This window comes from Spirillospora sp. NBC_01491, from assembly GCF_036227065.1.
In the GTDB taxonomy this organism is placed as follows: domain Bacteria; phylum Actinomycetota; class Actinomycetes; order Streptosporangiales; family Streptosporangiaceae; genus Spirillospora; species Spirillospora xylanilytica.
This window is the reverse complement of the sequence record NZ_CP109432.1, coordinates 4,359,276-4,382,168: the sequence shown is the minus strand read 5'-3', so window position 1 is coordinate 4,382,168 and position 22,893 is coordinate 4,359,276. Positions and strand designations below refer to the sequence as shown.

Below are 22,893 nucleotides of genomic sequence, written 5' to 3'. Positions count from 1 at the left end.
AGGGTGAGCCATGCCGACCTCGCGAACCTGAGCGACAAGCTCATGTTGAGCACTGTCGTGCTCTACATCGTCGCCCTGGTCGCCTACGCGGCGGACCTGGGCTTCGGGCAGCGCCGCCGCGACGCGGAGGGCGCCGAGATCGCCGAGACCACCAAGGCCAAGGTGCTGGTCGGGGCCGACGGCGCCGAGGTCGCGGACGCCTCCGCCGCCTCGGCCGGCACGTCCGCCGGCCCGTCCGCCGCCTCGGGGGACGACGCCGGAGCGGACGGCCGCAAGGTCGAGTGGATGCGGCTCGCGATCCTGCTGAACGTGATCGGGTGGGCCGCGCACCTCGGGTTCATCGCGACCCGCGGGCTGTCCGCGAGCCGCTGGCCGTGGGCGAACATGTACGAGTTCCTCGCCGCGATCGCGTTCGCCGCGGTGACCGCCTTCCTGGTCGTGATGTGGCGCTACCGGGCGCAGTTCCTCGGCGCGTTCGTGATGGCCGCCGCGGTGCTCGCGCTCGGCGTGGCCAACATCTGGCTCTACGACAAGGCGGGCCCGGTCGTCCCGGCGCTCAACTCGTACTGGATCGCGATCCATGTCACCGCCGCGATCACCGCGACCGGCGCGTTCACCGTCGCCGGCGCCTCCACCCTGCTCTACCTGCTCAAGGCCCGCCAGGAGGCCAGGCTCGCCACCGCGGCCACCGCGGCCACCGCGGCCACCGCGGCCACCGCGGCCACCGCGGCCACCGCGGCCACCGCCACCGCGGCCACCGGCCGCGCCGCGGGCTCGGGTCCGGCCCCGGCCGCCGCCACCGCCCTCGGCGGCAGCGGGTTCATGTCGCGCGTCCCGGCGGCCGAGACGCTCGACCGGCTGGCGCTGCGGGTCACCATGTTCGCGTTCCCGATCTGGACCGCCGCGATCATCATGGGCGCCATCTGGGCGGACGAGGCGTGGGGCCGCTACTGGGGCTGGGACCCCAAGGAGATCTGGTCGTTCGTCACCTGGATCATCTACGCCGCCTACCTGCACGCGCGTGCGACGGCCGGCTGGAAGGGCCGCAAGGCCGCGATCCTCTCGCTGATCGCGTTCGCCGCGCTGCTGTTCAACTTCTTCGGCGTCAACTACATCTTCTCGGGCCTGCACTCGTACGCCTGAGCCGCAGCGGCACCGAAACGGACCCCGGGACCACGGAGCGGTTCCGGGGTCCCGCGCGTTCGGATCACGACCTACTTGTCCTCGTCGCCCTTCAGCCGCCGGTCGAGGTCGCGCAGGAAGGCGGGGTCGTCGTCGGGCCCCTTGGGGGTGGGGACGCCGCGCCGGTCCGGCGGCGGCAGGAGCACCTCCTGCGGGTCGACGAGGTGGCGGCGGGGCCGGCCGAGCAGCAGCCACGCCGCCGCTCCGGCGAGGAAGCCGAGCAGGGCGACCAGGAGCCAGCCGAACTTGGGCAACCCGTGCATCGCCTCCTCGTCGGTGGTGAGGATGTCGAGGAGGCAGAACAGCCACACACCGACCAGAACGAGGGCGAGCAGCGCAAACGGCATGTCCTGAGAGTAGTGCGTGACTTCCGGGGATGACGGCGTGTCGGGTTCCGGCTTACCCTGCCTCCGGGGGCCCCGGCGATCGTTGAGACCGCGGGCCCGCGGACAGAGGAGCCTGATGCGCTTCAAAGGCATCCACCGAAAGCCCCGGGACCTGAGGGACACCTCCTATGCGCCCTCGCCCCCCGACGCCGGGCAGCGTCCCGAGCCGCGCCACGTCCGGCCGCGCCACAGCCAGCCCCGTGACCGGTTCGGGCGGTTCCGCAAGGCCGGCCGCGACGACGACTTCGCCCTGCGCCAGGGCGCGGACGGCACCGGCGGGCCCGCCGAGACCGAGGCGCCGGCCGGACGGTACGGGCGGCCGAGGCACGCGCGCGGCGTCCCGAGGGCCGGCGACTACTCCTGGAGCGACTTCGAGCTCGACGACGAGCCGCTCCGCGCCCGGCCGCGCGCGCCGGGCACGCCGCGCATGGCGGACGGGCTCCAGCACTGCGGCGTCCTCGAAGGCCTCCTGCACCGGCAGTGGGACGACCGGCTCGGGCCGCCGACGCCCGAGGTGATCAGGGCGGTCGACAGCCTGGCGGCGCTCCCCGAGCCGCTGAAGGAGCGGCTGGCGGGCGGGCTCGACGGCATCTACGTCGGGCCGGGCGGCGTCCCGCAGCTCGACGACATGGGCCACCTGCGCGACCGGCCGCTGCCGTCGGGCAAGGCCACCTGGGACATCTGCGCCGGCGCCTACGGCGACCGCAAGATCGTGGTGGGCGACCGCCCGTCGCCCACGCCGGACGTGATGATGCACGAGGTCGGGCACGCGCTCGACGACATCGACGGCGACGGCGCGGAGTGGCGCTCCGACAGCGCCGCGTTCCGGTCGCTGTACGAACTGTGCCGCCCCAGCCTGGCGAGCGACTTCCACCGCCAGCCCGACGCGCTCGGCCGCAGGGAGTTCTTCGCCGACGCCTTCGCCGCCATCTCCGCACACCAGCGGCCCGCGCTGGTCGATATGCTCGCCGGCAACATTCGCGTCGCCCTAGAGGTCATGCTGTTCTTCAACCGCCGATACGGAATCTGATTAGCCAACATCGAAGGTGATCGACGATGTACGTGATCCGGCTCCCCGACGGCACGCTCCGGGTGCCTCACAGCGTCCTGGCCGACTCCGCGGGGGGCGAGGAGGGCGAGGGGCAGATCATCGCCGACGCGTATGTGCGGGTCGGCCCCGGCGATCCCGGCTACGAGCGGCTCCTCGGCCAGTCGCTGACCGAGGAGGAGCTGGAGGAGAAGCGGCGCGGGTGGCGGGACGGGGACGAGGAACTGCTCCGCGTCTTCGAGGAGTGGAAGGCCGGCGAGGGGGGCGGCTGACCGCCGTGGACGGACCGGCGGGGGACGGTCCCGCCCAGGTCAGCGGGCGATGTGCTCGGCCACCGGCTCTTCCCCGCGCAGCAGCGCGTGCACCTCGGACTCGCGGAAGCGCCGATGGCCTCCCGGAGTGCGGATGCTGCTGATCCGGCCCGCCGCGGCCCAGCGGGTGACCGTCTTCGGATCGACCCGGAAGAGGGCGGCGACCTCTCCTGGGGTCAGCAGGCGCTCGCTCGTGCTCTCCACGTTGTTACTCCCCCTTTGTCCCGCTCTCGGCGCGGGTGGACTGTTTACAGTGTGGCGGGTCAAGACCGATTTCTCCCTTGTTTTCGCAAAACATCACGCTGTGTAGCTACCCGAACAGGCGGTATAACGCGAAGTAAACGTGGCATTGGACACAGTGGTCACATTGATCGCGATAGACCCGCCGTGTACCGCCCAGTACGCACCGTTGACACGCTCGTTAACACCCGGAGCGGGCGAACGAATAGTCTCCCGGCATGTCCGATCTTGTGTCGCTCGCGGAGATCGAGCGGGCCGCCGAACGCCTGGAGGGCGTCGCCGTCCGCACCCCGCTCATCCCGTTCCCCCGCGCCGGCGCCCGCCGCGGCGACGGGCCGGAGCTGCTCGTCAAGCCGGAGTCCCTCCAGCCGGTCGGCGCCTTCAAGCTGCGCGGCGCGTACGCCACGATCGCCGGGCTGCCCGAGGACGAGCGGCGGCGCGGCGTCGTCACCCACTCCAGCGGCAACCACGCGCAGGCGGTCGCCTACACCGCCCGCGCGCTCGGCGTCCGGGCGGTCCTGGTCGTCCCGCACACCACCCCCGGGGTGAAGGTCGAGGCGTGCATCGCGCTCGGCGCCGAGATCGTCTACGTGGAGCCGACGATGGAGGCGCGCACCGGCACCGCCGAGCAGCTCGCCGCGGCGCACGGGTTCACCCTCGTCCCGCCGTTCGACGACGCGCGCGTCATCGCCGGCCAGGGCACGGTGGGCCTGGAGATCGTCCGGGACCGGCCGGACGCCGGGGTGGTGCTCGTCCCGGTCAGCGGCGGCGGGCTCATCGCCGGCGTCGCCGCCGCGGTCAAGGCGGTGCGCCCGGAGATCAAGGTCATCGGGGTCGAGCCCGAGCTGGCCGCCGACGCCCGCGACTCCCACCGCGCGGGCCGCCCGGTGGCGTGGGAGCCGGAGGAGACCGGCCGCACCATCGCCGACGCGCTGCGCGCGCAGCGGGTCGGCGACCTGACGTTCGCGCACATCCGCGAGTTGGTCGACGGCTTCGTCGCGGTGAGCGAGGAGGAGATCCGGCTGGCCATGCGCCGGCTCGCCCGCGAGGCCCGGCTCGTCGCCGAGCCGGGCGGCGCCGTCGCCACCGCCGCCTACCTGTTCCATCGCGACGAGCTGCCAGTGGCGCGCACCCATGTCTCGGTGCTGTCGGGCGGCAACGTCGACCCGGCCCTCTTCCTCGACGTCCTCGGCTGAGCCCCGGCGCGGGCGCTGGCGGGACCCCTGAGCAGGGGCGCGGGGGCGAGTGGGTACCCTCGAAGGGTCATGCGCTCCGTCATCCTGTACTCCGCCGCCCGCATCGTGATCTTCCTCGTCACCGCGGGCGTGCTCGCGCTGTTCGGGGCCCGCGGTGTCCTGCTCCTGCTGCTGGCGCTGCTGATCAGCGGCGTCGTCAGCTTCGTCCTGCTGTCCAGGCAGCGCGACGCCATGTCGTCGGTCGTCGCCTCGGGCGTGCGCTCCAAGAAGAGCAGGTTCAAGGAGTCGGTCACCAAGGAAGACGCCTGAGCCCCGGCGTTTCCGCCCGGCGCCCCGTCTCCCGTATGGTCCCGGCGCCCCCTGCCTGAGGCCGTGCGCGGCGCGTCCCCTGCGGCCTCTTAGGGTGGGGGCATGACCCGCGCCTCTCTCGACAAGCAGCCCGCCGACGTGGCGGCGATGTTCGACGGCACCGCCGAGCGTTACGACCTGCTCAACACCCTCATGACCGGCGGCCAGGACCGGCGCTGGCGGCGTGCGGTCGTCAAGGCCGTGGACGCCCGCCCGGGTGAGCGGATCCTCGACCTCGCGGCCGGGACGGGGACCTCCTCGGTGCCGTTCGCCGAGGCCGGGGCCGACACGGTGGCCTGCGACTTCTCCCTCGGCATGCTGCGCGTCGGCACCCGCAGGCAGGCCGGCGTCCGCCGGCTCGGCTTCGTGGCCGGCGACGCGCTGCGGCTGCCCTTCGCCGACGACTCGTTCGACGCGGTGACCATCTCCTTCGGCCTGCGCAACGTCGCCGACACCGGCCGGGCCCTGCGCGAGCTGCGCAGGGTGGCCAAGCCGGGCGGCCGGCTGCTGGTCTGTGAGGTCAGTCACCCGCCGAACGCGCTGCTCGCGTTCGGACACAAGGCGCACTTGCGGTACGGGCTGCCGCTGCTGGCACGGGTCAGCTCCAACCCCGACTCCTACACCTATCTCGCCGAGTCGACGCTCGCCTGGCCCGAGCAGGCGACGCTGGCCCGGCGGATCCAGGCCGCGGGCTGGGACGCGGTGCGGTGGCGCGACCTGACCTTCGGTGTTGCGGCGCTGCACCACGCTGTCAACCCCGGCTGAGCACGGCGGGAACGGAAACCGATCGTTTTCGGACCGGTCCAAATCGGTCCCGGCCGAGAGGTACCCACGACCCGCTCCAAAGGAATAGACTCCCCCCGCATCCTTGTGAAGTACTTCACAAGCGAACGAGCTAAAGAGGAACGCTGTGACCGAGTCCACCCGGCAGGCAGACATCATCGTCGTCGGGGCCGGCCCCGCCGGGGCGTCGACCGCCTACTGGCTGGCCCAGGCCGGTCTGGACGTCCTGCTGCTGGAGAAGGCCACGTTCCCGCGCGACAAGATCTGCGGTGACGGCCTCACTCCGCGCGCCGTCCGCGCGCTGATCGGGATGGGCGTCGACCTCGACGCCCCCGGCTGGTCCCGCAACAAGGGCCTGCGCATCTACGGCGGCGGCGTCAAGGTCGAGCTGCCCTGGCCCGAGCTGGCGAGCTTCCCCGACTTCGGCCTGGTCCGCACCCGGATGGACTTCGACCAGCTCCTCGCCGAGCACGCCGCCAAGGCCGGCGCCCGGCTGCTCCAGGGCTGCAACGTGACCGGCCCCATCCTGGACGAGCGCACCGATCGCATCATCGGCGTCACCGCCAAGTTCGAGGGCGAGGAGGTCGAGTACCGCGCCCCCCTGGTGGTCGCCGCCGACGGCAACTCGACCCGGCTCTCGCTGGCGATGGGCCTGCAACGGCGCGAGGACCGGCCGATGGGCGTCGCCGTCCGCCGCTACTACCAGAGCCCCCGGCACACCGACGAGTACATGGAGGCGTGGCTGGAGCTGTGGGACGGGCAGCGGCTGCTGCCCGGCTACGGCTGGGTCTTCCCCCTCGCCGACGGCACCTGCAACGTCGGGCTCGGCCTCCTCAACACCAGCAAGGCGTTCCAGAGCGTCGACTACCGCGGCATGCTCAAGGGCTGGACCGGCCAGATGCCGCCGGAGTGGCAGTTCGACGAGCAGCACGCCACCGGCCCGGTGCGCGGCGCGGCGCTGCCCATGGGCTTCAACCGGCAGCCGCACTACACCCGCGGCATGCTGCTGGTCGGCGACGCCGGCGGGATGATCAACCCGTTCAACGGCGAGGGCATCGACTACGCGCTGGAGTCCGGCCGGCTGGCCGCCGAGATCATGGTGCAGGCCCTGGCCCGCCGCACCCCGGCGCAGCGCGAGCGGGCGCTGTACGAGTACCCGCGCATCCTCAAGGACGAGCACGGCGGCTACTTCACCCTCGCCCGCGTCTTCGTGCAGGCGATCGGGGACCCCCGGGTGATGAAGTTCCTGACCACGCACGGCCTGCCCCACCCCACGCTGATGCGCTTCACCCTCAAGCTGCTCGCCAACCTGACCGACCCGCGCGGCGGCGACGCCATGGACCGGGTCATCAATGCCATGCAGAAGGTGGCCCCGGCGGCATGAGGCGCTCAGCGAACGTGCGTACGGGATACACCGCCCGACCCCCCGAGGGGAGTGCTATTGATCACCTTGGCTAGGGTGGCGACCCGTGTCCGTGACAGGTGTCACGGACACGTCAAGGGTCACGCCACCGTGGCGCGCCCGTCCGGCGCCGCGCATCCCGCGGCCCCTGGCCCGGGCGGACGCGTCCCGTACTGCGTCGTACGTTCCAAGGAGAGGCAGTAGAGACATGGATCTCTATGTTCCGATCATCGTGCTGGGAGTGCTGGCCTTCGGGTTCGCCGCGTTCTCCGTGGTGATGGCGTCGCTCACGGGGCCCAAGCGCTGGAACCGGGCGAGGCTGGACGCCTACGAGTGCGGGATCGAGCCGACTCCGCAGCCGGTCGGCGGCGGGCGCTTTCCCGTGAAGTACTACCTGACGGCGATGCTTTTCATCGTCTTCGACATTGAGATCATCTTCCTTTATCCCTGGGCGGTCGCGTTCGACCGGCTGGGGATTTTCGGTCTGGTGGAGATGGTCCTTTTCATCCTCACCGTGCTGGTGGCGTACGCCTACATCTGGCGGCGCGGTGGTCTGGAGTGGGACTGACATGGGTCTTGAGGAAAAACTCCCCAGCGGCTTCCTGCTGACCACGGTCGAGCAGGTCGCGGGCTGGGCGCGCAAGAGCTCGGTGTGGCCGGCCACCTTCGGGCTGGCCTGCTGCGCGATCGAGATGATGGCGGCGGGCGACCCCCGGCACGACTTCTCCCGGTGGGGGATGGAGCGTGCCTCGGCCACGCCCCGGCAGGCCGACCTGATGATCGTCGCGGGCCGGGTCAGCCAGAAGATGGCGCCGGTGCTGCGCCAGATCTACGACCAGATGACCGAGCCCAAGTGGGTCATCGCGATGGGCGTGTGCGCCTCGTCGGGCGGCATGTTCAACAACTACGCGGTCGTGCAGGGCGTCGACCACGTCGTCCCGGTGGACATCTACCTGCCCGGCTGCCCGCCGCGGCCGGAGATGCTGCTGGACGCGATCCTCAAGCTGCACGACAAGATCCAGAACACCAAGCTCGGCCCGCAGCGCAAGGCGCAGATCGCCGAGCTGGAAGAGGCCAAGCGCCGCCAGCTACCGCTGCTCGGCCAGTCGGGGGCGCTGTCATGAGCTCGCAGGATCCGCAGCTTCCCGCGCCCGGCGGGGACGACCGGCGCGAGCAGCCGGTGGCCCGCACGGGCATGTTCGGCGCCAAGACCAGCGGCGACACCTCCGGCTACGGGGGCCTCGTCGTCCGGCGGACCCCGAAGGTGTCCACCCCGCGCCCCTACGGCGGGCCGCGCGGCGCCGCCGAGGCGGGCGAGTTCGACGAGGTCGCGGACGAGCTCGAGCGCGCGCTGCCCGACTTCGGCGAGGCGATCGAGCGGGTGGTCGTCGACCGCGGCGAGATGACCTTCTTCGTCCGGCGCGAGCACCTGCTGACGGTGGCGCGGACGATGCGCGACGAGCCGTCCCTGCGGTTCGAGCTGTGCTCGGGCGTGTCCGGGGTGCACTACCCGGACGAGACCGGGGCCGAGCTGCACGCGGTGGTGCACCTGCTGTCGATCACGCACAACCGGCGGGTCCGGCTGGAGGCGTCCTGCCCGGACGCCGACCCGCACGTCCCGTCGCTGGTCCCGGTGTACCCGACCAACGACTGGCACGAGCGCGAGACCTACGACTTCTTCGGGATCGTGTTCGACGGCCACCCGGCGCTCACCCGCATCCAGATGCCCGACGACTGGGTGGGGCACCCGCAGCGCAAGGACTATCCCCTCGGCGGCATCCCCGTCGAGTACCGCGGAGCGGAGATCCCCCCTCCGGACGAGCGGAGGTCGTACACATGAGCAGCACGAAGTACACCGAGTACGACGCCTACGCCGCGGACGCGGCGGCGGAGGGCACCGTCTACGACGTCAACGGGCAGGACTGGGACCAAGTCGTGGCCGGCGCCGAGGACGCCGGCGACGAGCGGCTCGTGGTCAACATGGGCCCGCAGCACCCGTCCACGCACGGGGTGCTGCGGCTGATCCTCACCCTCGACGGCGAGACGGTGGACGAGTGCCGGGTCGGCATCGGCTACCTGCACACCGGCATCGAGAAGAACATGGAGTACCGCACCTGGACGCAGGGCACCACGTTCTGCACCCGGATGGACTACCTGGCGCCGATCTACAACGAGACGGCGTACTGCCTCGGCGTGGAGAAGCTGCTCGGCGTCACCGACCAGATCCCCGAGCGGGCCCAGATCATCCGGGTGATGATGATGGAGCTCAACCGGATCTCCTCGCACCTGGTCGCGATCGCCACGTTCGGCCTGGAGCTCGGCGCGACGACGGTGATGCTCAACGGGTTCATCGAGCGCGAGTACACCCTCGACCTGTTCGAGGAGATCACCGGGCTGCGGATGAACATGGCCTACGTCCGGCCGGGCGGCGTCGCGCAGGACCTGCCGAGCGGGACGCTCAGCAAGGTGCGCGACTACCTGGACCGGATGCCGAAGCGGTTCCAGGCGATGCGCAAGCTGCTGGACTCCAACCCGGTCTACCTGGCCAGGACCAAGGACGTCGGGTACCTCGACCTCACCGGCTGCATGGCGCTCGGCGTCACCGGGCCGGTGCTGCGCGCGACCGGGCTGCCGTGGGACCTGCGCAAGTCGCAGCCCTACTGCGGTTACGAGACCTACGACTTCGAGGTCGTCACCGAGGAGACCGCCGACGTCTACGGCCGCTATCTCGTTCGGATGAAGGAGATGGAGGAGTCCCTGAAGATCGTCGAGCAGTGCGCGGAGCGGCTCCAGACGGTCAAGGGCCCGGTGATGATCGAGGACAAGAAGATCGGCTGGCCCGCGCAGCTGGCCATCGGGGCGGACGGGATGGGCAACTCGCCCCGGCACATCGCGCACATCATGGGCACCTCGATGGAGGCCCTCATCCACCACTTCAAGCTGGTGACCGAGGGGTTCCGGGTGCCGGCGGGGCAGGTCTACTCGGCGATCGAGTCGCCGCGCGGCGAGCTCGGCGTGCACCTGGTGAGCGACGGCGGCACCCGCCCGTACCGGGCGCACTTCCGCGACCCGTCCTTCGTCAACCTGCAGGCGACGCCGGCGATGGCGGAGGGCGGCATGGTCGCCGACGTCATCGCGGCCGTGGCCAGCATCGACCCGGTCATGGGGGGTGTGGACCGTTGAGCGAGCACATGGAGTTCCTGGAGACCGCCGGGACCGGCGATCAGGAGCCGTACGCGCCCGAGGTGCGCGAGCGCCTGGAGCGGGACGCCAAAGAGATCATCGCGCGCTATCCCAAGCCGCGGTCGGCGCTGCTGCCGATGCTGCACCTGGTGCAGTCGGAGGAGGGGCACGTCACCCCGCGCGGCACCGCGTTCTGCGCCGAGCAGCTCGGGATCACGCCCGCGCAGGTGACCGGCGTCGTGACCTTCTACACGCAGTACAAGCGGAAGCCGGTCGGGGAGTACCACGTCGGCGTCTGCATCAACACGCTGTGCGCGATCATGGGCGGCGACCAGATCTGGAACGAGCTGAGCGCGCACACCGGGCTCGGCCACGACGAGGCCGATGCCGACGGCAGGGTCAGCCTCGAGCGGATCGAGTGCAACGCGGCCTGCGACTTCGCGCCGGTGATGATGGTCAACTGGGAGTTCTTCGACAACATGACTCCCGAGAAGGCCAAGGCGCTGGTCGACGATCTGCGCTCGGGTAAGCAAGTGCTTCCTTCGCGCGGGCCGAACGAGCTGGTCGGCTGGAAGGACGCCTCCCGCGTGCTCGCCGGGTTCCCGGACGGCCGCGCCCACGAGGGCGTGCAGGCCGGACCGGAGTCGCTGCGCGGGCTGGAGCTGGCGAAGGAGCGCGGCTGGACGGCTCCGCCGCCGAGCGCCGAGCGCGAGCGGCCGCACGAGTCCGGCGGCCAGGAGGGGCGGAACCAGTGACCACGCTCACCCCGATCCTCACCAGGAACTGGGATCAGCCCGACTCGTTCACCCGCGTGGCGTACGAGCGCGAGGGCGGCTACCAGGCGCTGCGCACCGCGCTCGGCATGGAGCCGGACGCGATCGTGCAGGCGGTCAAGGACTCCGGCCTGCGCGGCCGGGGCGGCGCGGGCTTCCCCACCGGCATGAAGTGGGGCTTCCTCCCGCCGGCGAGCCCGAACCCGCGGTACCTGGTCGTCAACGCCGACGAGTCCGAGCCGGGCACGTGCAAGGACATCCCGCTGATGATGGCCAACCCGCACGTGCTGGTCGAGGGCATCGTGATCAGCTCGTTCGCGATCAAGTCGAACCACGCGTTCATCTACGTGCGCGGTGAGGTACTGCACGTCGTACGACGCCTCCAGCAGGCGGTCGCCGAGGCGTATGAGGCCGGCTACCTCGGCCGCAACATCCTCGGCTCCGGGTTCGACCTCGATCTGGTCGTGCACACCGGTGCCGGGGCCTACATCTGCGGCGAGGAGACGGCGCTGCTCGATTCCCTGGAAGGGTTCCGCGGTCAGCCCAGGCTGAAGCCCCCCTTCCCGGCGGTCGCGGGCCTCTACGGCGGCCCCACTGTCATCAACAACGTCGAGTCGATCGCGTCGGTTCCCTCGATCGTGCAGAACGGTTCGGACTGGTTCGCTGCGATGGGCACCGAGAAGTCCCAGGGGTACGGGATCTTCTCGCTGTCCGGGCACGTCACCCGTCCCGGGCAGTACGAGGCGCCGCTCGGCATCACGCTGCGCGAGCTGCTGGAGATGGCGGGCGGCGTCCGCGCCGGGCACCGGCTGAAGTTCTGGACGCCCGGCGGCTCGTCCACCCCGATCTTCACCGACGAGCACCTGGACGTGCCGCTCGACTTCGAGTCGGTCGGCGCAGCCGGGTCGATGCTCGGCACCCGCGCGCTCCAGATCTTCGACGAGACGACCTGCGTGGTGCGGGCCGTGCTGCGCTGGTCGGAGTTCTACGCGCACGAGTCGTGCGGCAAGTGCACGCCGTGCCGCGAGGGCACCTACTGGTACAAGCAGATGCTCAAGCGGCTGGAGGCCGGGCAGGGCGAGGAGGCGGACCTGGAGACGCTCCTGGACCTGTCCGACAACATCCTCGGCCGCTCCTTCTGCGCCCTCGGCGACGGCGCGACGAGCCCGGTGGTGTCCTCCATCAAGCTCTTCCGCGACGAGTACCTCAAGCACTTCGAGCAGGGCGGCTGTCCGTTCGACCACGCCAAGTCCACGGTTTGGGCTGAGGGAGGCTCCCGATGACGGTTAGTGTTGGTGGCGGCTCGGCGGCTTCGAGTGCTCCCCAGCAGCCTGGGGGTGGTCCGGCCGCGGTCAAGAAGGCACCGGACATGATCGCCGTCACCATCGACGGGTTCGAGATCGAAGTGCCCAAGGGCACCCTGATCATCCGGGCCGCCGAGCTGCTCGGCATCCAGATCCCGCGGTTCTGCGACCATCCGCTGCTCGACCCGGTCGGGGCCTGCCGGCAGTGCCTGGTGGAGATCCCCGACGCCGGCAACGGGCGCGGGATGCCCAAGCCGCAGGCGTCCTGCACCACCGCGGTGATGCCGGGCATGGTGATCAAGACCCAGCTCACCTCGCCGCAGGCCGACAAGGCCCAGCAGGGCGTGATGGAGCTGCTGCTGATCAACCACCCGCTGGACTGCCCGATCTGCGACAAGGGCGGCGAGTGCCCGCTCCAGAACCAGGCGATGTCCAACGGGCGGGGCGAGTCGCGCTTCACCGAGGCCAAGCGGACGTTCCCGAAGCCGATCCCGCTGTCCAGCCAGGTGCTGCTCGACCGGGAGCGCTGCGTCCAGTGCGCCCGCTGCACCCGGTTCTCCGACCAGATCGCCGGCGACGCGTTCATCGACCTGTTCGAGCGCGGCGCCAAGGAGCAGGTCGGGGTCGCCGACGGCGAGCCGTTCCAGTCCTACTTCTCCGGCAACACGGTGCAGATCTGCCCGGTGGGGGCGCTGACCGGCACCGCGTACCGGTTCAGGTCCCGTCCGTTCGACCTGGTGTCGGCGCCGAGCACGTGCGAGCACTGCGCGTCCGGCTGCGCGCTGCGCACCGACCACCGCCGCGGGAAGATCACGCGGCGGCTGGCGGGCGACGACCCGCAGGTCAACGAGGAATGGAACTGCGACAAGGGCCGGTGGGCGTTCACCTACGGCTCCCAGCCCGACCGGCTCACCCACCCGCTGGTCCGCAACGAGCAGGGCGTGCTGGAGCCGGCGTCCTGGCCCGAGGCGCTCACCATCGCGGGCCGTGGCCTGGCCGCCGCGCGCGGCCGGGCCGGCGTGCTGACCGGCGGGCGGGTGACGCTGGAGGACGCCTACGCCTACGCCAAGTTCGCCCGGATCGCGCTCGGCACCAACGACGTCGACTTCCGCGCCCGGCCGCACTCGGCGGAGGAGGCCGACTTCCTGGCCGCCGCCGTGGCGGGCCGGCCGATCGAGGTGTCCTACGCCGACCTGGAGTCGGCGCCCGCGGTGCTGCTCGCCGGCCTGGAGCCGGAGGAGGAGTCGCCGATCGTGTTCCTGCGGCTCCGCAAGGCGGTCCGCAAGAACGGGCTGAAGGTGCACGCGGTCGCCCCGTTCGCGACCCGCGGCCTGGCCAAGGTCGGCGGCACGCTGCTGCCGACCCTGCCGGGCGCCGAGGCCGAGGTGCTCGGGTCGCTGGTCGGCGGTTCCGAGCACACCGCCGTCCGCGACCTGCTGGCGACGCCCGGCGCGGTGATCCTGGTGGGTGAGCGGCTGGCCGGCAGCGCGGGCGCGCTGTCGGCGGTGGTCCGGCTCGCCCAGGTCACCGGCGCCCGGCTCGCCTGGGTGCCGCGGCGGGCGGGCGAGCGCGGCGCGATCGAGGCGGGCGCGCTGCCCGGCCTGCTGCCGATCGGCCGTCCGGCCGACGACCCCGACGTGCGCGCCGAAGTGGCCCGCGCGTGGGGCGTGGCCGAGCTGCCGTCCGTCCCGGGCCTGGACGCCGACGGCATCCTCGCCGCGGCTGCGGCGGGGGAGCGCGGCGCGCTGCTCGTCGGCGGCGTCGACCCGTACGACCTGCCTGACCCCGAGGCGGTGCTGCGGGCCCTGGACGCCACCCCGTTCGTGGTGAGTCTGGAGCAGCGGCCGAGCGCGGTCACCGACCGCGCCGACGTGGTGCTGCCGGTCGCCGCGGTCGCCGAGAAGGCCGGCACGTTCGTCGACTGGGAGGGCCGCGGCCGTCAGTTCGACGTGGTGCTCACGTCCGTCGGCCGCCTCTCCGACCTGCGCGTCCTGGACGCGCTGGCGAACGAGATGGACGTGCACCTGGCGCTGCCCGGACCGGACGCGGCCCGCCGCGAGCTGGCCGGGCTCGGCGGCTACCGCGGCGAGCGCCCGCAGGCGCCGAGCGCCCGTCAGGGCGCGCACCCGCAGCCCGGCCAGGGCGAGGCGCTGCTGGCCAGCTGGCGGCTGCTGCTCGACAAGGGCCGGATGCAGGACGGCGAGCCCTACCTGGCCGGCACCGCCAAGCCCGCGGCGGCCCGGTTGTCGCCCGCCACCGCCGCCGAGATCGGCGCGACCGCGACGGTCACGGTCGGTTCCGGACGGGGCGAGGTGACGCTCCCGCTGGAGATCACCCCCGACCTGCCCGACCGGGTGGTGTGGCTGCCGACCAACTCCGCGGGCTGCGCGCTCCATCGCGACCTGGGCGCCGCCGCAGGGAACGTCGTCACCATCTCCTCGGGAGGTCCCGCATGAGGGTGCCCGCACTCGCCGCCGCGCCGGCGCCGAACGATCCGTCGCTGCCCGCCTTCGGCCACGATCCGTGGTGGCTGATCGGCGGGAAGGTGCTGTTCCTGTTCGTCTTCCTGGTCCTCATGGTCTTCATGTCCATGTGGGTCGAGCGGCGCCTGATCGGCCGGATGCAGCTGCGCGTCGGCCCGAACCGGACCGGGCCGCAGGGCCTGCTCCAGGCGCTGGCCGACGGGGTGAAGCTGGCGCTCAAGGAGGACATCGTCCCCCGGAAGGTCGACAAGGTCGTCTTCATCCTGGCGCCGATCGTGTCCGCCACCCCGGCGCTGATCTCGTTCATCATCATCCCGTTCGGGCCGGTCGTGTCGGTGTTCGGGCACCAGACCGCGCTCCAGGGCACCGACCTGCCGGTGGCGGTGCTGCTGGTGCTGGCGATGTCGTCGATGGGCATCTACGGGATCGTGCTGGCCGGCTGGGCGTCGATGTCGTCGTACTCGCTGCTCGGCGGGCTGCGCGCCTCGGCCCAGATGATCTCCTACGAGATCGCGATGAGCCTGTCGTTCGTGGCGGTGTTCCTGTTCGCCGGGTCGATGTCGACCTCGCAGATCGTCGCGCAGCAGCAGGACAAGTGGTTCGTGGTGCTGCTGCTGCCGTCCTTCCTGGTCTACGTGATCACGATGATGGGCGAGTCGAACCGCATCCCGTTCGACCTGCCCGAGGGCGAGGGCGAGCTGGTCGCCGGCTTCCACACCGAGTACTCCTCGCTGAAGTTCGCGATGTTCTTCCTCGCCGAGTACGTCAACCTGGTCACCCTGTCCGCGCTGGCCACCACCCTGTTCCTGGGCGGCTGGCGGGCTCCCGCGCCGATCTCCACGATCTGGGCCGGGGCCAACGAGGGCTGGTGGCCGATCCTGTGGTTCCTGGTCAAGATCTGGTGCTTCATCTTCTTCTTCATCTGGCTGCGCGGCTCGCTGCCGCGGGTCCGGTACGACCAGCTGATGAAGCTCGGGTGGAAGGTGCTGATGCCCTTCTCCCTCGGCTGGATCCTGCTGGTCGCCACCATCCGCGCGCTGCGCAACGAGGACTACGACATGCGGCAGATCGTCGTGTACGCGGCGGTCGCCGCGGCGGTGGTGCTGGTCGTGTCGCTCGTGTGGGAGTTCCTGCGCGGCAACAAGGAGGACGAGAAGCAGATCGTCCCGGGGCTCGCCCCGGACGGCCCGGCCGGGACGGCCGGGTCCGCGGCGGGCGGGTTCCCCGTCCCGCCGATGGACCTGCCCCACTACCACGGCCGCGACACCGAGATGCGGGGGGCGGGCCTCACCGGAGCCTCGCGCGCCGAGCCCGCTAGCAAGGAGGTCACCAGTGGGACTCACTGACTTCCTGAACCCGGTCAAGGGGTTCGGGGTCTCGTTCCACCAGATGTTCACCAAGAGCGAGACCGTCCAGTACCCCGAGGTGAAGAAGCCGACCGCCCCGCGTTTCCACGGGCGGCACCAGCTCAACCGGTGGCCGGACGGCCTGGAGAAGTGCATCGGCTGCGAGCTGTGCGCCTGGGCGTGCCCGGCCGACGCGATCTTCGTCGAGGGCGCCGACAACGGCGCGAGCGACGACGAGCGGTTCTCGCCGGGTGAGCGGTACGGGCGCATCTACCAGATCAACTATCTGCGCTGCATCTTCTGCGGGCTGTGCATCGAGGCGTGCCCCACCCGGGCGCTCACGATGACCAACGAGTACGAGCTCGCCGACGACAGCCGCGAGAGCCTGATCTACACCAAGGACATGCTGCTGGCCCCGCTGCGCGAGGGCATGGAGACGCCGCCGCACGCGATGCGGCTCGGCGAGACCGAGGTGGACTACTACCGCCTCGGCCTCCAGCCCGAGGAGGGGCCGTCCGGCGCGGGTGAGGGCAAATGAGCGCCCACCTGCTCGCGTCCGGCGCGGTCGCCGCACAGGTCGCCGACAAGCAGTCCGGCGAGCCGTTCTTCTTCTGGCTGCTGGCGATCGTGTCGGTCGCCGCCGCGCTCGGCATGATCTTCACGCGCAAGGCGGTGCACTCGGCGCTGATGCTGGCGGCCGTGATGCTCTCGCTGGCCGCGCTGTACGCGATCGAGGGGGCGCCGTTCCTGGCGTTCGTCCAGGTGATCGTGTACACCGGCGCGGTGCTGATGCTGTTCCTGTTCGTGATGATGCTCGTCGGGGTCAGCTCCACCGACTCGCTGGTGGAGACGATCCGCGGGCAGCGGCTGTGGGCCGCGATCGGCGCGCTCGGGTTCCTGGCGCTGCTCGGCGCCGGCCTCGGCAACGCGGCGCTGGGCGACAGTGCCGGGTTGCAGGCGGCCAACTCCGAGGGCAACGTGATCGGCCTGGCCCGGCTGCTGTTCAGCAAGTACGTGTTCGCGTTCGAGGCGACCAGCGCGCTGCTGATCACCGCGGCGCTCGGCGCGATGGTGCTGGCGCACCGCGAGCGCACCACGCCGAAGCCGACCCAGCGCGACCTGTCGACCAGCCGGTTCAAGTCCGGGGCGCACCCCGGCCCGCTGCCCGGCCCCGGCACGTACGCGCTGCACAACTCGGTCGACATGCCGGCGCTGCTGCCCGACGGCACCCCGTCGGAGCTGTCCCTCAACCCGGTCATCGCGGCCCGCACCGACACCATCGAACGGCACCCCGACCTGTACGGCGGGACCGCCGAGGAGGCGGTCGACCGCGACGTGTCCGCGGTCAAGACGACCACGGACGAGGCCGAGGACGCGGGCGCCGAGTCCCGGGCGGTCTTCCGCTCCGGCACCGGCGCTCCCGGCGGCGACGCCCCGGCGTCCGGCCCGGGGGCGGGTTCCGGTCCGGGCTCCGGTTCCGGCGAGCGTGAAGGCGAGGCTGGCAAATGAGTCCCGGGCACTACCTGGCGCTCTCGACGATCCTGTTCACCATCGGCGCCGTCGGCGTGCTGGTACGGCGCAACGCGATCGTGGTGTTCATGTGCGTCGAGCTGATGCTCAACGCCACCAACCTGGCGTTCGTCACGTTCGCCCGGATGCACGGCAACCTCGACGGCCAGATCATCGCCTTCTTCGTGATGGTGGTGGCCGCGGCGGAGGTCGTGGTGGGACTGGCGATCATCATGACCATCTTCCGGACCCGCAGGTCCTCGTCGGTCGACGACGCGAACCTGCTGAAGTACTGAGAGGTCGGGGATGAAAGCGGAAGGCATCCAGGCCGCGTCCTGGCTTCTCATCGCGCTGCCGCTGGCCGGCGCGGCGATCCTCCTTCTCGGGGGCCGCCGCACCGACAAGTGGGGGCATCTGCTCGGGGTCGCCATGTCGGTGGCCTCGTTCGCGGTCGGCGTGGCGATGTTCGTCCAGATGCTCGGATACGGCGCCGAGGAGCGGCGCCGCACCCTGCACCTGTGGAACTTCTTCGACGTCGGCTCGTTCAAGGTCGGCATGGACCTGCTGGTGGACCCGCTGTCCATGAGCTTCGTGCTGCTGATCACCGGGGTGGGCTCGCTCATCCACGTCTACTCCGTCGGCTACATGGCCGAGGACCCGGACCGGCGCAGGTTCTTCGCGTACCTGAACCTGTTCGTGGCGGCGATGCTGCTGCTGATCCTCGGCGGCAACTACCTGGTCATGTTCCTCGGCTGGGAGGGCGTCGGCCTCACCTCGTACCTGCTGATCGGGTTCTGGCAGTACAAGCCGACGGCGGCGACCGCCGCCAAGAAGGCGTTCGTGGTGAACCGGGTCGGCGACCTCGGCCTGCTCACCGCGCTGATGCTGATGTTCTCCACCTTCGGCACCGTCGGGTTCGACCAGATCCTCGGCACCGGCGCCGAGCACGTGGGACTCGCGTCCAAGCTCGGCACCGGCACCGCGACCGCGCTCGGGCTGCTGCTCCTGCTCGGCGCGTGCGGCAAGTCGGCGCAGCTCCCGCTCCAGTCCTGGCTGCTGGACGCGATGGAGGGCCCGACCCCGGTGTCGGCGCTGATCCACGCCGCGACCATGGTGACCGCCGGTGTCTACCTGATCGTCCGGTCCGCCCCGATCTTCGAGATGTCCGACACCGCGCAGCTGGTGGTGACCATCGTCGGCGCGGCCACGCTGCTCGCCGGTGCGATCATCGGGTGCGGCAAGGACGACATCAAGAAGGCCCTGGCCGGATCGACGATGTCGCAGATCGGCTACATGTTCCTGGCCGCCGGGCTCGGCAAGGCCGGGTACGTGTTCGCCATCGCGCACCTCATCGCGCACGGCTTCTTCAAGGCCGGCCTGTTCCTCGGTGCCGGCTCGGTCATGCACGGCATGAAGAACGACGTGAACATGCGCCGCTACGGTGGCCTGCGCGTGATGATGGTGTTCACCTGGGCCACCTTCGGGCTCGGCTACCTGGCCATCATCGGGTTCCCGGGACTGTCGGGCTGGTTCACCAAGGACGGCATCATCGAGGCCGCGTACGAGAAGGGCGGCACGTCCGGGAACATCCTCGGCTCGTGCGCGCTGATCGGCGCCGGCATCACCGCGTACTACATGTCGCGGGTGATGTTCATGACCTTCTACGGCGAGAAGCGCTGGGCGGAGGACGCGCACCCGCACGAGTCGCCCAAGGTGATGACCGTCCCGCTGATGCTGCTCGCGGTCGGCTCGGTCGGCGCCGGCGGGTTCCTGGTGCTCGGCGGGTTCGCCGACTTCCTGGAGCCGGTGGTCGGCGCGCCCGAGGAGCACCACGCGTTCAACCCGTTCGCTCCGGCCGGTATCGCGACGCTCGTGCTGATGGTGATCGGCGTGGCGATCGCGTGGCGCCAGTACGGCGCCCGCCCGGTGCCGCGCGAGGCCCCGGCCGGCTCGATCATCACCGTCGCGGCCCGCAAGGACCTCTACGGCGACGCCCTGAACGAGTCGCTGCTGATGCGGCCCGGCCAGTGGCTGACCCGGCTGGCGGTCTGGTTCGACGGCCGCGTCGTCGACGGCGCGGTCAACGGCACGGCGGCCGGTGTCGGCGGCAGCTCCGGTCGCATCCGGCGGCTCCAGACCGGCTTCGTCCGCTCGTACGCCCTGTCCATGTTCTTCGGCGCGACGCTCATCGTTGCCGCGCTGCTGGTGGTGAACGTGTCATGAGTGACTTTCCCTGGTTGAGCGTCCTCATCGCGCTGCCACTGCTGGGCGCGCTGCTCGTCGGCGTCCTGCCGCGCGGGCGTGAGGCGCTCGTCAAACAGACCGCGCTCGGCGTCTCGGTGCTGGTCGCGGTGCTGACGCTGGTGATGGCGGCGCGGTTCGACAGCGGCGGCACCCGGTTCCAGTTCGAAGAGAAGTACTGGTGGATCAAGCAGTTCGGGGTGCACTGGGCGGTCGGCGTCGACGGCGTCGCGCTGGTGCTGGTCGTGCTGTCGGTGATCCTCGTCCCGCTGGTCATGCTGGCCTCCTGGAGCGAGGCCGACCGGTCCGGCGGCGTCGACGTGCCGCCCAAGCGGTCGGTGAAGACCTACTTCGCGCTGCTGCTGGCGCTGGAAGCGGCGATGATCGGCGTCTTCGTGGCGACCGACGTCTTCCTCTTCTACGTCTTCTTCGAGGCGATGCTGATCCCGGTGTACTTCATCATCGGGTCCTACGGCGGCCTCCAGCGCTCGTACGCCGCGGTGAAGTTCCTGCTCTACTCGCTGCTCGGCGGGCTGGTCATGCTCGTCGCGGTGATCTGGCTGTACCCGCTGTCGGCCAAGTCGGCCGCGGACGGCGGCCTCGGGCACGGCACCTTCCTGTTCAGCGAGCTGAGCAAGATGAACATCGACCCGACCACGGCCAAGTGGCTGTTCCTCGGGTTCTTCCTCGCGTTCGCGATCAAGGCGCCGATGGTGCCGGTGCACACCTGGCTCCCCGACGCCGCGCAGCAGTCCCCGGCGGGCGCGCTGGTGCTGATCGTGGGCGTGCTCGACAAGGTCGGCACCTACGGGATGCTGCGGTTCTGCCTGGAGCTGTTCCCCGGCGCCGCCAAGTGGGCGACACCGGTCGTGCTCGGACTGGCGGTGCTCAGCATCATCTACGGCGCGGTGCTGGCGATCGGGCAGGTCGACCTGAAGCGGCTGATCGCCTACACGTCGGTCTCGCACTTCGGGTTCATCGTGCTGGGCATCTTCGCGATGACCTCGCAGGGCCAGTCCGGCGCGACGCTGTACATGGTCAACCACGGGTTCTCCACCGGCGCGCTGTTCCTCATCGTCGGATTCATGATCGTCCGGCGCCGGTCCGCGCGGATCGGCGACTTCGGCGGCGTGCAGAAGGTCGCCCCGGTGCTCGCCGGGACGTTCCTGGTCGCCGGCCTGTCCGGGCTGTCGCTGCCGGGCCTGTCGCCGTTCGTGTCGGAGTTCCTGGTGTTCACCGGCACGTTCAGCCGGTACCGGGTGCCCGCCGTGATCGCCACCATCGGGATCGTGCTGGCCGCCGTCTACATCCTGTGGATGTACCAGCGGACGATGGGCGGCCCGTCCACCGAGAAGGTCCAGGGCATGACGGACCTGTCCGCGCGGGAGAAGTGGGCGCTGGCCCCGATCATCGCGATCATCGTGGCGATGGGCGTGTTCCCGCAGCCGGTGCTGAACGTGATCAACCCATCGGTCAAGCAGACGCTGGTCCGGGTCGACCGGCACGACCCGGCGCCGAAGATCACCGGTAACGTCGCCGAGAACGGAGCGCGTCCATGAGCGCGAGCAACCAGGTGAGCGCCGTCCTCGCGCAGGGTGGGGCCATCCCGGCCCCGCACATCGAGTACGGGCAGATCGCCCCGATGCTGCTGGTGTTCGGCGTCGCCATCGCCGGGGTGGTGGTCGAGGCGTTCGTCGGACGCACCTGGCGCTACACCGTGCAGGTGCCGCTGGCCTTCCTCGGGCTGGCCGGCGCCTTCGTCTGGACGATCGTGCTGGGCTGGCGGGACAAGCCGTTCCACGTCGCCGCCGAAGGCGCGCTCGGCGTGGACGGCCCCACGCTGTTCCTCCAGGGCACCATCCTCGTCCTGGCGCTGATCAGCCTGCTGCTGATCGCCGAGCGCGGCAGCAGCGGGCAGGGCGGCGTCGGCGGCGGGCACTTCACCGCGCAGGCGGCGGCGCTGCCCGGCACCGAGGCCGAGCAGGAGACGATGGCCGCGGGCATCACCCAGACCGAGGTGTTCCCGCTGCTGATGTTCGCCGTCGGCGGCATGGTGATGTTCCCCGCGTCCAACGACCTGCTCACCATGTTCGTGGCGCTGGAGGTCCTCTCGCTGCCGCTGTACCTGCTGTGCGGCCTCGCCCGCCGGCGCCGGCTGCTGTCGCAGGAGGCCGCGGTCAAGTACTTCCTGCTCGGCGCGTTCTCCTCGGCGTTCTTCCTGTACGGGACGGCGCTGCTGTACGGCTACGCCGGCTCGGTGCGGCTGTCCGACATCGCCGCGCAGCTCAGCCGCGACGCGGGCAGCGAGACGCTGCTCCTCGGCGGGGTCGCGCTCCTGTCGGTCGGCCTGCTGTTCAAGCTCGGCGCCGTGCCGTTCCACATGTGGAAGCCGGACGTCTACCAGGGCGCCCCGACCCCGATCACGGCGCTGATGGCCTCGTGCACGCTGGTCGCCGCCTTCGGCGCGATGCTGCGCGTCTTCTACGTCGCCTTCGAGAACATGAAGTGGGACTGGCGCCCCGCGATGTGGGGTGTGGCCATTCTCACAATGGTGATCGGCGCGGTGATCGCCATCACCCAGACCGACATCAAGCGGATGCTGGCCTACTCCTCGATCGCGCACGCGGGCTTCCTGCTCACCGGCGTGATCGCCACGTCCGCCGACGGTCTGTCGGGCACCCTGTTCTACCTGGCCGCCTACGGATTCACCACGATCGGCGCGTTCGCCGTCATCACGATGGTCCGGGACGCGGGCGGCGAGGCCGCGCACCTGTCCCGCTGGGCCGGGCTCGGCAAGCGCTCCCCGGTGGTGGCCGGCACCTTCGCCTTCTTCCTGCTGGCGTTCGCCGGAATCCCGCTGACCAGCGGCTTCACCGGCAAGTTCGCGGTGTTCAAGGCGGCCATCGAAGCCGGCGCCACGCCGCTGGTCATCATCGGCGTGCTGTCCTCGGCGATCGCGGCGTTCTTCTACGTCCGCGTCATCGTCGTGATGTTCTTCAGCGAGCCCGAGGCGGACGGCCCCACGGTGGTCGTCGGGCTGCCCACCGCGGCGGCGGTCGCGCTCGGACTGACGGCTACTGTGGTACTCGGTGTGCTCCCCCAGCCGATGCTGGACCTGGCGGGGCACGCCGCGTCACAGATGTTCGTGCGGTGAACGT

23 protein-coding genes are annotated in these 22,893 nt (G+C 70.9%); 21 read left to right on the top strand and 2 right to left on the bottom strand.

The features are described 5' to 3' along the window. The first annotated feature begins 3 nt into the window (after positions 1 to 3). Complete coding sequence (gene ccsB / locus OHA34_RS20370) at positions 4 to 1,143, top strand: c-type cytochrome biogenesis protein CcsB (RefSeq protein ID WP_329518579.1); 1,140 nt, start codon at positions 4 to 6, stop codon at positions 1,141 to 1,143. Between the two features lie 71 nt (positions 1,144 to 1,214). On the opposite strand, the gene OHA34_RS20365 is transcribed toward ccsB, so the two are convergent. Then, complete coding sequence (locus OHA34_RS20365) at positions 1,215 to 1,529, bottom strand: PLDc N-terminal domain-containing protein (protein ID WP_285944305.1); 315 nt, start codon at positions 1,527 to 1,529, stop codon at positions 1,215 to 1,217. A 115-nt stretch (positions 1,530 to 1,644) separates the two neighbouring features. Here OHA34_RS20365 and OHA34_RS20360 point away from each other — a divergent pair, with 115 nt between their 5' ends. Both OHA34_RS20360 and OHA34_RS20355 read left to right on the top strand, forming a co-directional pair. Next, positions 1,645 to 2,598 carry a hypothetical protein gene (locus OHA34_RS20360; protein WP_285944304.1) on the top strand — a complete coding sequence of 318 codons (954 nt, stop codon included), beginning with the start codon at positions 1,645 to 1,647 and terminating at the stop codon, positions 2,596 to 2,598. 26 nt (positions 2,599 to 2,624) lie between these two features. Further along, complete coding sequence (locus OHA34_RS20355) at positions 2,625 to 2,888, top strand: hypothetical protein (RefSeq protein ID WP_285944303.1); 264 nt, start codon at positions 2,625 to 2,627, stop codon at positions 2,886 to 2,888. Positions 2,889 to 2,927: 39 nt separating this feature from the next. Here the strand turns inward: OHA34_RS20355 and OHA34_RS20350 are convergent, their stop codons facing one another. Next, positions 2,928 to 3,131: a BldC family transcriptional regulator gene (locus OHA34_RS20350; RefSeq protein WP_285944302.1), complete on the bottom strand. Its 204-nt coding sequence runs from the start codon at positions 3,129 to 3,131 to the stop codon at positions 2,928 to 2,930. Positions 3,132 to 3,385: 254 nt separating this feature from the next. On the opposite strand from OHA34_RS20350, the gene OHA34_RS20345 reads away from it, so the two are divergent. The 18 genes from OHA34_RS20345 (at position 3,386) to nuoN (ending at position 22,889) form a co-directional block, all read left to right on the top strand. After that, complete coding sequence (locus OHA34_RS20345) at positions 3,386 to 4,363, top strand: threonine ammonia-lyase (protein ID WP_285944301.1); 978 nt, start codon at positions 3,386 to 3,388, stop codon at positions 4,361 to 4,363. A 69-nt stretch (positions 4,364 to 4,432) separates the two neighbouring features. Further along, positions 4,433 to 4,672, top strand: a complete 240-nt coding sequence (locus OHA34_RS20340; protein ID WP_285944300.1) for a DUF4229 domain-containing protein — start codon at positions 4,433 to 4,435, stop codon at positions 4,670 to 4,672. A 102-nt stretch (positions 4,673 to 4,774) separates the two neighbouring features. Beyond that, on the top strand, positions 4,775 to 5,476 hold the full coding sequence (locus OHA34_RS20335) for a demethylmenaquinone methyltransferase (protein ID WP_285944299.1): 702 nt from the start codon (positions 4,775 to 4,777) through the stop codon (positions 5,474 to 5,476). A 145-nt stretch (positions 5,477 to 5,621) separates the two neighbouring features. Then, complete coding sequence (locus OHA34_RS20330; protein ID WP_285944298.1) at positions 5,622 to 6,878, top strand: geranylgeranyl reductase family protein; 1,257 nt, start codon at positions 5,622 to 5,624, stop codon at positions 6,876 to 6,878. A 226-nt stretch (positions 6,879 to 7,104) separates the two neighbouring features. Next, positions 7,105 to 7,464, top strand: coding sequence for an NADH-quinone oxidoreductase subunit A (locus OHA34_RS20325; protein ID WP_285944297.1), 360 nt, complete (start codon positions 7,105 to 7,107; stop codon positions 7,462 to 7,464). A 1-nt stretch (position 7,465) separates the two neighbouring features. Continuing rightward, positions 7,466 to 8,020, top strand: a complete 555-nt coding sequence (locus tag OHA34_RS20320; RefSeq protein ID WP_285944296.1) for a NuoB/complex I 20 kDa subunit family protein — start codon at positions 7,466 to 7,468, stop codon at positions 8,018 to 8,020. Continuing rightward, complete coding sequence (locus tag OHA34_RS20315) at positions 8,017 to 8,736, top strand: NADH-quinone oxidoreductase subunit C (RefSeq protein ID WP_285944295.1); 720 nt, start codon at positions 8,017 to 8,019, stop codon at positions 8,734 to 8,736. The genes OHA34_RS20320 and OHA34_RS20315 overlap by 4 nt, the downstream gene beginning before the upstream one ends. Next, positions 8,733 to 10,079: an NADH-quinone oxidoreductase subunit D gene (locus OHA34_RS20310; protein ID WP_329518578.1), complete on the top strand. Its 1,347-nt coding sequence runs from the start codon at positions 8,733 to 8,735 to the stop codon at positions 10,077 to 10,079. The genes OHA34_RS20315 and OHA34_RS20310 overlap by 4 nt, the downstream gene beginning before the upstream one ends. Positions 10,080 to 10,087: 8 nt before the next feature. Further along, positions 10,088 to 10,834, top strand: a complete 747-nt coding sequence (nuoE, locus tag OHA34_RS20305) for an NADH-quinone oxidoreductase subunit NuoE (protein ID WP_285944353.1) — start codon at positions 10,088 to 10,090, stop codon at positions 10,832 to 10,834. Continuing rightward, a complete protein-coding gene (gene nuoF / locus OHA34_RS20300; protein WP_285944293.1) occupies positions 10,831 to 12,135 on the top strand; it encodes an NADH-quinone oxidoreductase subunit NuoF in 1,305 nt (434 codons plus the stop codon). The genes nuoE and nuoF overlap by 4 nt, the downstream gene beginning before the upstream one ends. Next, positions 12,132 to 14,612 (top strand): NADH-quinone oxidoreductase subunit G, encoded by a 2,481-nt coding sequence (locus OHA34_RS20295; protein WP_329518577.1) that lies wholly within the window; start codon positions 12,132 to 12,134, stop codon positions 14,610 to 14,612. The genes nuoF and OHA34_RS20295 overlap by 4 nt, the downstream gene beginning before the upstream one ends. Continuing rightward, positions 14,609 to 15,985: an NADH-quinone oxidoreductase subunit NuoH gene (gene nuoH, locus OHA34_RS20290; RefSeq protein ID WP_285944291.1), complete on the top strand. Its 1,377-nt coding sequence runs from the start codon at positions 14,609 to 14,611 to the stop codon at positions 15,983 to 15,985. Before OHA34_RS20295 ends, nuoH begins: the two co-directional genes overlap by 4 nt. Continuing rightward, complete coding sequence (gene nuoI, locus OHA34_RS20285; protein WP_432763114.1) at positions 15,972 to 16,523, top strand: NADH-quinone oxidoreductase subunit NuoI; 552 nt, start codon at positions 15,972 to 15,974, stop codon at positions 16,521 to 16,523. The genes nuoH and nuoI overlap by 14 nt, the downstream gene beginning before the upstream one ends. Continuing rightward, positions 16,520 to 17,494 (top strand): NADH-quinone oxidoreductase subunit J, encoded by a 975-nt coding sequence (locus OHA34_RS20280; protein WP_285944290.1) that lies wholly within the window; start codon positions 16,520 to 16,522, stop codon positions 17,492 to 17,494. The genes nuoI and OHA34_RS20280 overlap by 4 nt, the downstream gene beginning before the upstream one ends. Then, the gene (nuoK, locus tag OHA34_RS20275; RefSeq protein ID WP_285944289.1) at positions 17,491 to 17,790 is read left to right on the top strand and encodes an NADH-quinone oxidoreductase subunit NuoK; all 300 of its coding nucleotides are present in this window, start codon (positions 17,491 to 17,493) and stop codon (positions 17,788 to 17,790) included. The genes OHA34_RS20280 and nuoK overlap by 4 nt, the downstream gene beginning before the upstream one ends. Before the next feature lie 10 nt (positions 17,791 to 17,800). Continuing rightward, positions 17,801 to 19,717, top strand: a complete 1,917-nt coding sequence (gene nuoL, locus OHA34_RS20270; protein WP_285944288.1) for an NADH-quinone oxidoreductase subunit L — start codon at positions 17,801 to 17,803, stop codon at positions 19,715 to 19,717. Further along, positions 19,714 to 21,294 (top strand): NADH-quinone oxidoreductase subunit M, encoded by a 1,581-nt coding sequence (locus OHA34_RS20265; protein WP_329518576.1) that lies wholly within the window; start codon positions 19,714 to 19,716, stop codon positions 21,292 to 21,294. The genes nuoL and OHA34_RS20265 overlap by 4 nt, the downstream gene beginning before the upstream one ends. Next, entirely contained in the window at positions 21,291 to 22,889 is a 1,599-nt protein-coding gene (gene nuoN / locus OHA34_RS20260; RefSeq protein WP_285944286.1) for an NADH-quinone oxidoreductase subunit NuoN, read from the top strand. The genes OHA34_RS20265 and nuoN overlap by 4 nt, the downstream gene beginning before the upstream one ends. The last annotated feature ends 4 nt before the right edge of the window (positions 22,890 to 22,893 follow it).

Bases quoted from the DNA above. Each gene is read 5' to 3' on its own strand.
- OHA34_RS20310 (WP_329518578.1), top strand. From the start codon at position 8,733: ATGAGCAGCACGAAGTACACCGAGTACGACGCCTACGCCGCGGACGCG.
- OHA34_RS20335 (WP_285944299.1), top strand. From the start codon at position 4,775: ATGACCCGCGCCTCTCTCGACAAGCAGCCCGCCGACGTGGCGGCGATG.
- OHA34_RS20360 (WP_285944304.1), top strand. From the start codon at position 1,645: ATGCGCTTCAAAGGCATCCACCGAAAGCCCCGGGACCTGAGGGACACC.
- nuoE (WP_285944353.1), top strand. From the start codon at position 10,088: ATGGAGTTCCTGGAGACCGCCGGGACCGGCGATCAGGAGCCGTACGCG.
- OHA34_RS20325 (WP_285944297.1), top strand. From the start codon at position 7,105: ATGGATCTCTATGTTCCGATCATCGTGCTGGGAGTGCTGGCCTTCGGG.
- OHA34_RS20315 (WP_285944295.1), top strand. From the start codon at position 8,017: ATGAGCTCGCAGGATCCGCAGCTTCCCGCGCCCGGCGGGGACGACCGG.
- OHA34_RS20295 (WP_329518577.1), top strand. From the start codon at position 12,132: ATGACGGTTAGTGTTGGTGGCGGCTCGGCGGCTTCGAGTGCTCCCCAG.
- nuoL (WP_285944288.1), top strand. From the start codon at position 17,801: ATGAAAGCGGAAGGCATCCAGGCCGCGTCCTGGCTTCTCATCGCGCTG.
- OHA34_RS20320 (WP_285944296.1), top strand. From the start codon at position 7,466: ATGGGTCTTGAGGAAAAACTCCCCAGCGGCTTCCTGCTGACCACGGTC.
- OHA34_RS20355 (WP_285944303.1), top strand. From the start codon at position 2,625: ATGTACGTGATCCGGCTCCCCGACGGCACGCTCCGGGTGCCTCACAGC.
- OHA34_RS20340 (WP_285944300.1), top strand. From the start codon at position 4,433: ATGCGCTCCGTCATCCTGTACTCCGCCGCCCGCATCGTGATCTTCCTC.
- nuoK (WP_285944289.1), top strand. From the start codon at position 17,491: ATGAGTCCCGGGCACTACCTGGCGCTCTCGACGATCCTGTTCACCATC.
- OHA34_RS20365 (WP_285944305.1), bottom strand. From the start codon at position 1,529: ATGCCGTTTGCGCTGCTCGCCCTCGTTCTGGTCGGTGTGTGGCTGTTC.
- OHA34_RS20280 (WP_285944290.1), top strand. From the start codon at position 16,520: ATGAGCGCCCACCTGCTCGCGTCCGGCGCGGTCGCCGCACAGGTCGCC.
- nuoH (WP_285944291.1), top strand. From the start codon at position 14,609: ATGAGGGTGCCCGCACTCGCCGCCGCGCCGGCGCCGAACGATCCGTCG.
- OHA34_RS20345 (WP_285944301.1), top strand. From the start codon at position 3,386: ATGTCCGATCTTGTGTCGCTCGCGGAGATCGAGCGGGCCGCCGAACGC.
- OHA34_RS20265 (WP_329518576.1), top strand. From the start codon at position 19,714: ATGAGTGACTTTCCCTGGTTGAGCGTCCTCATCGCGCTGCCACTGCTG.
- nuoN (WP_285944286.1), top strand. From the start codon at position 21,291: ATGAGCGCGAGCAACCAGGTGAGCGCCGTCCTCGCGCAGGGTGGGGCC.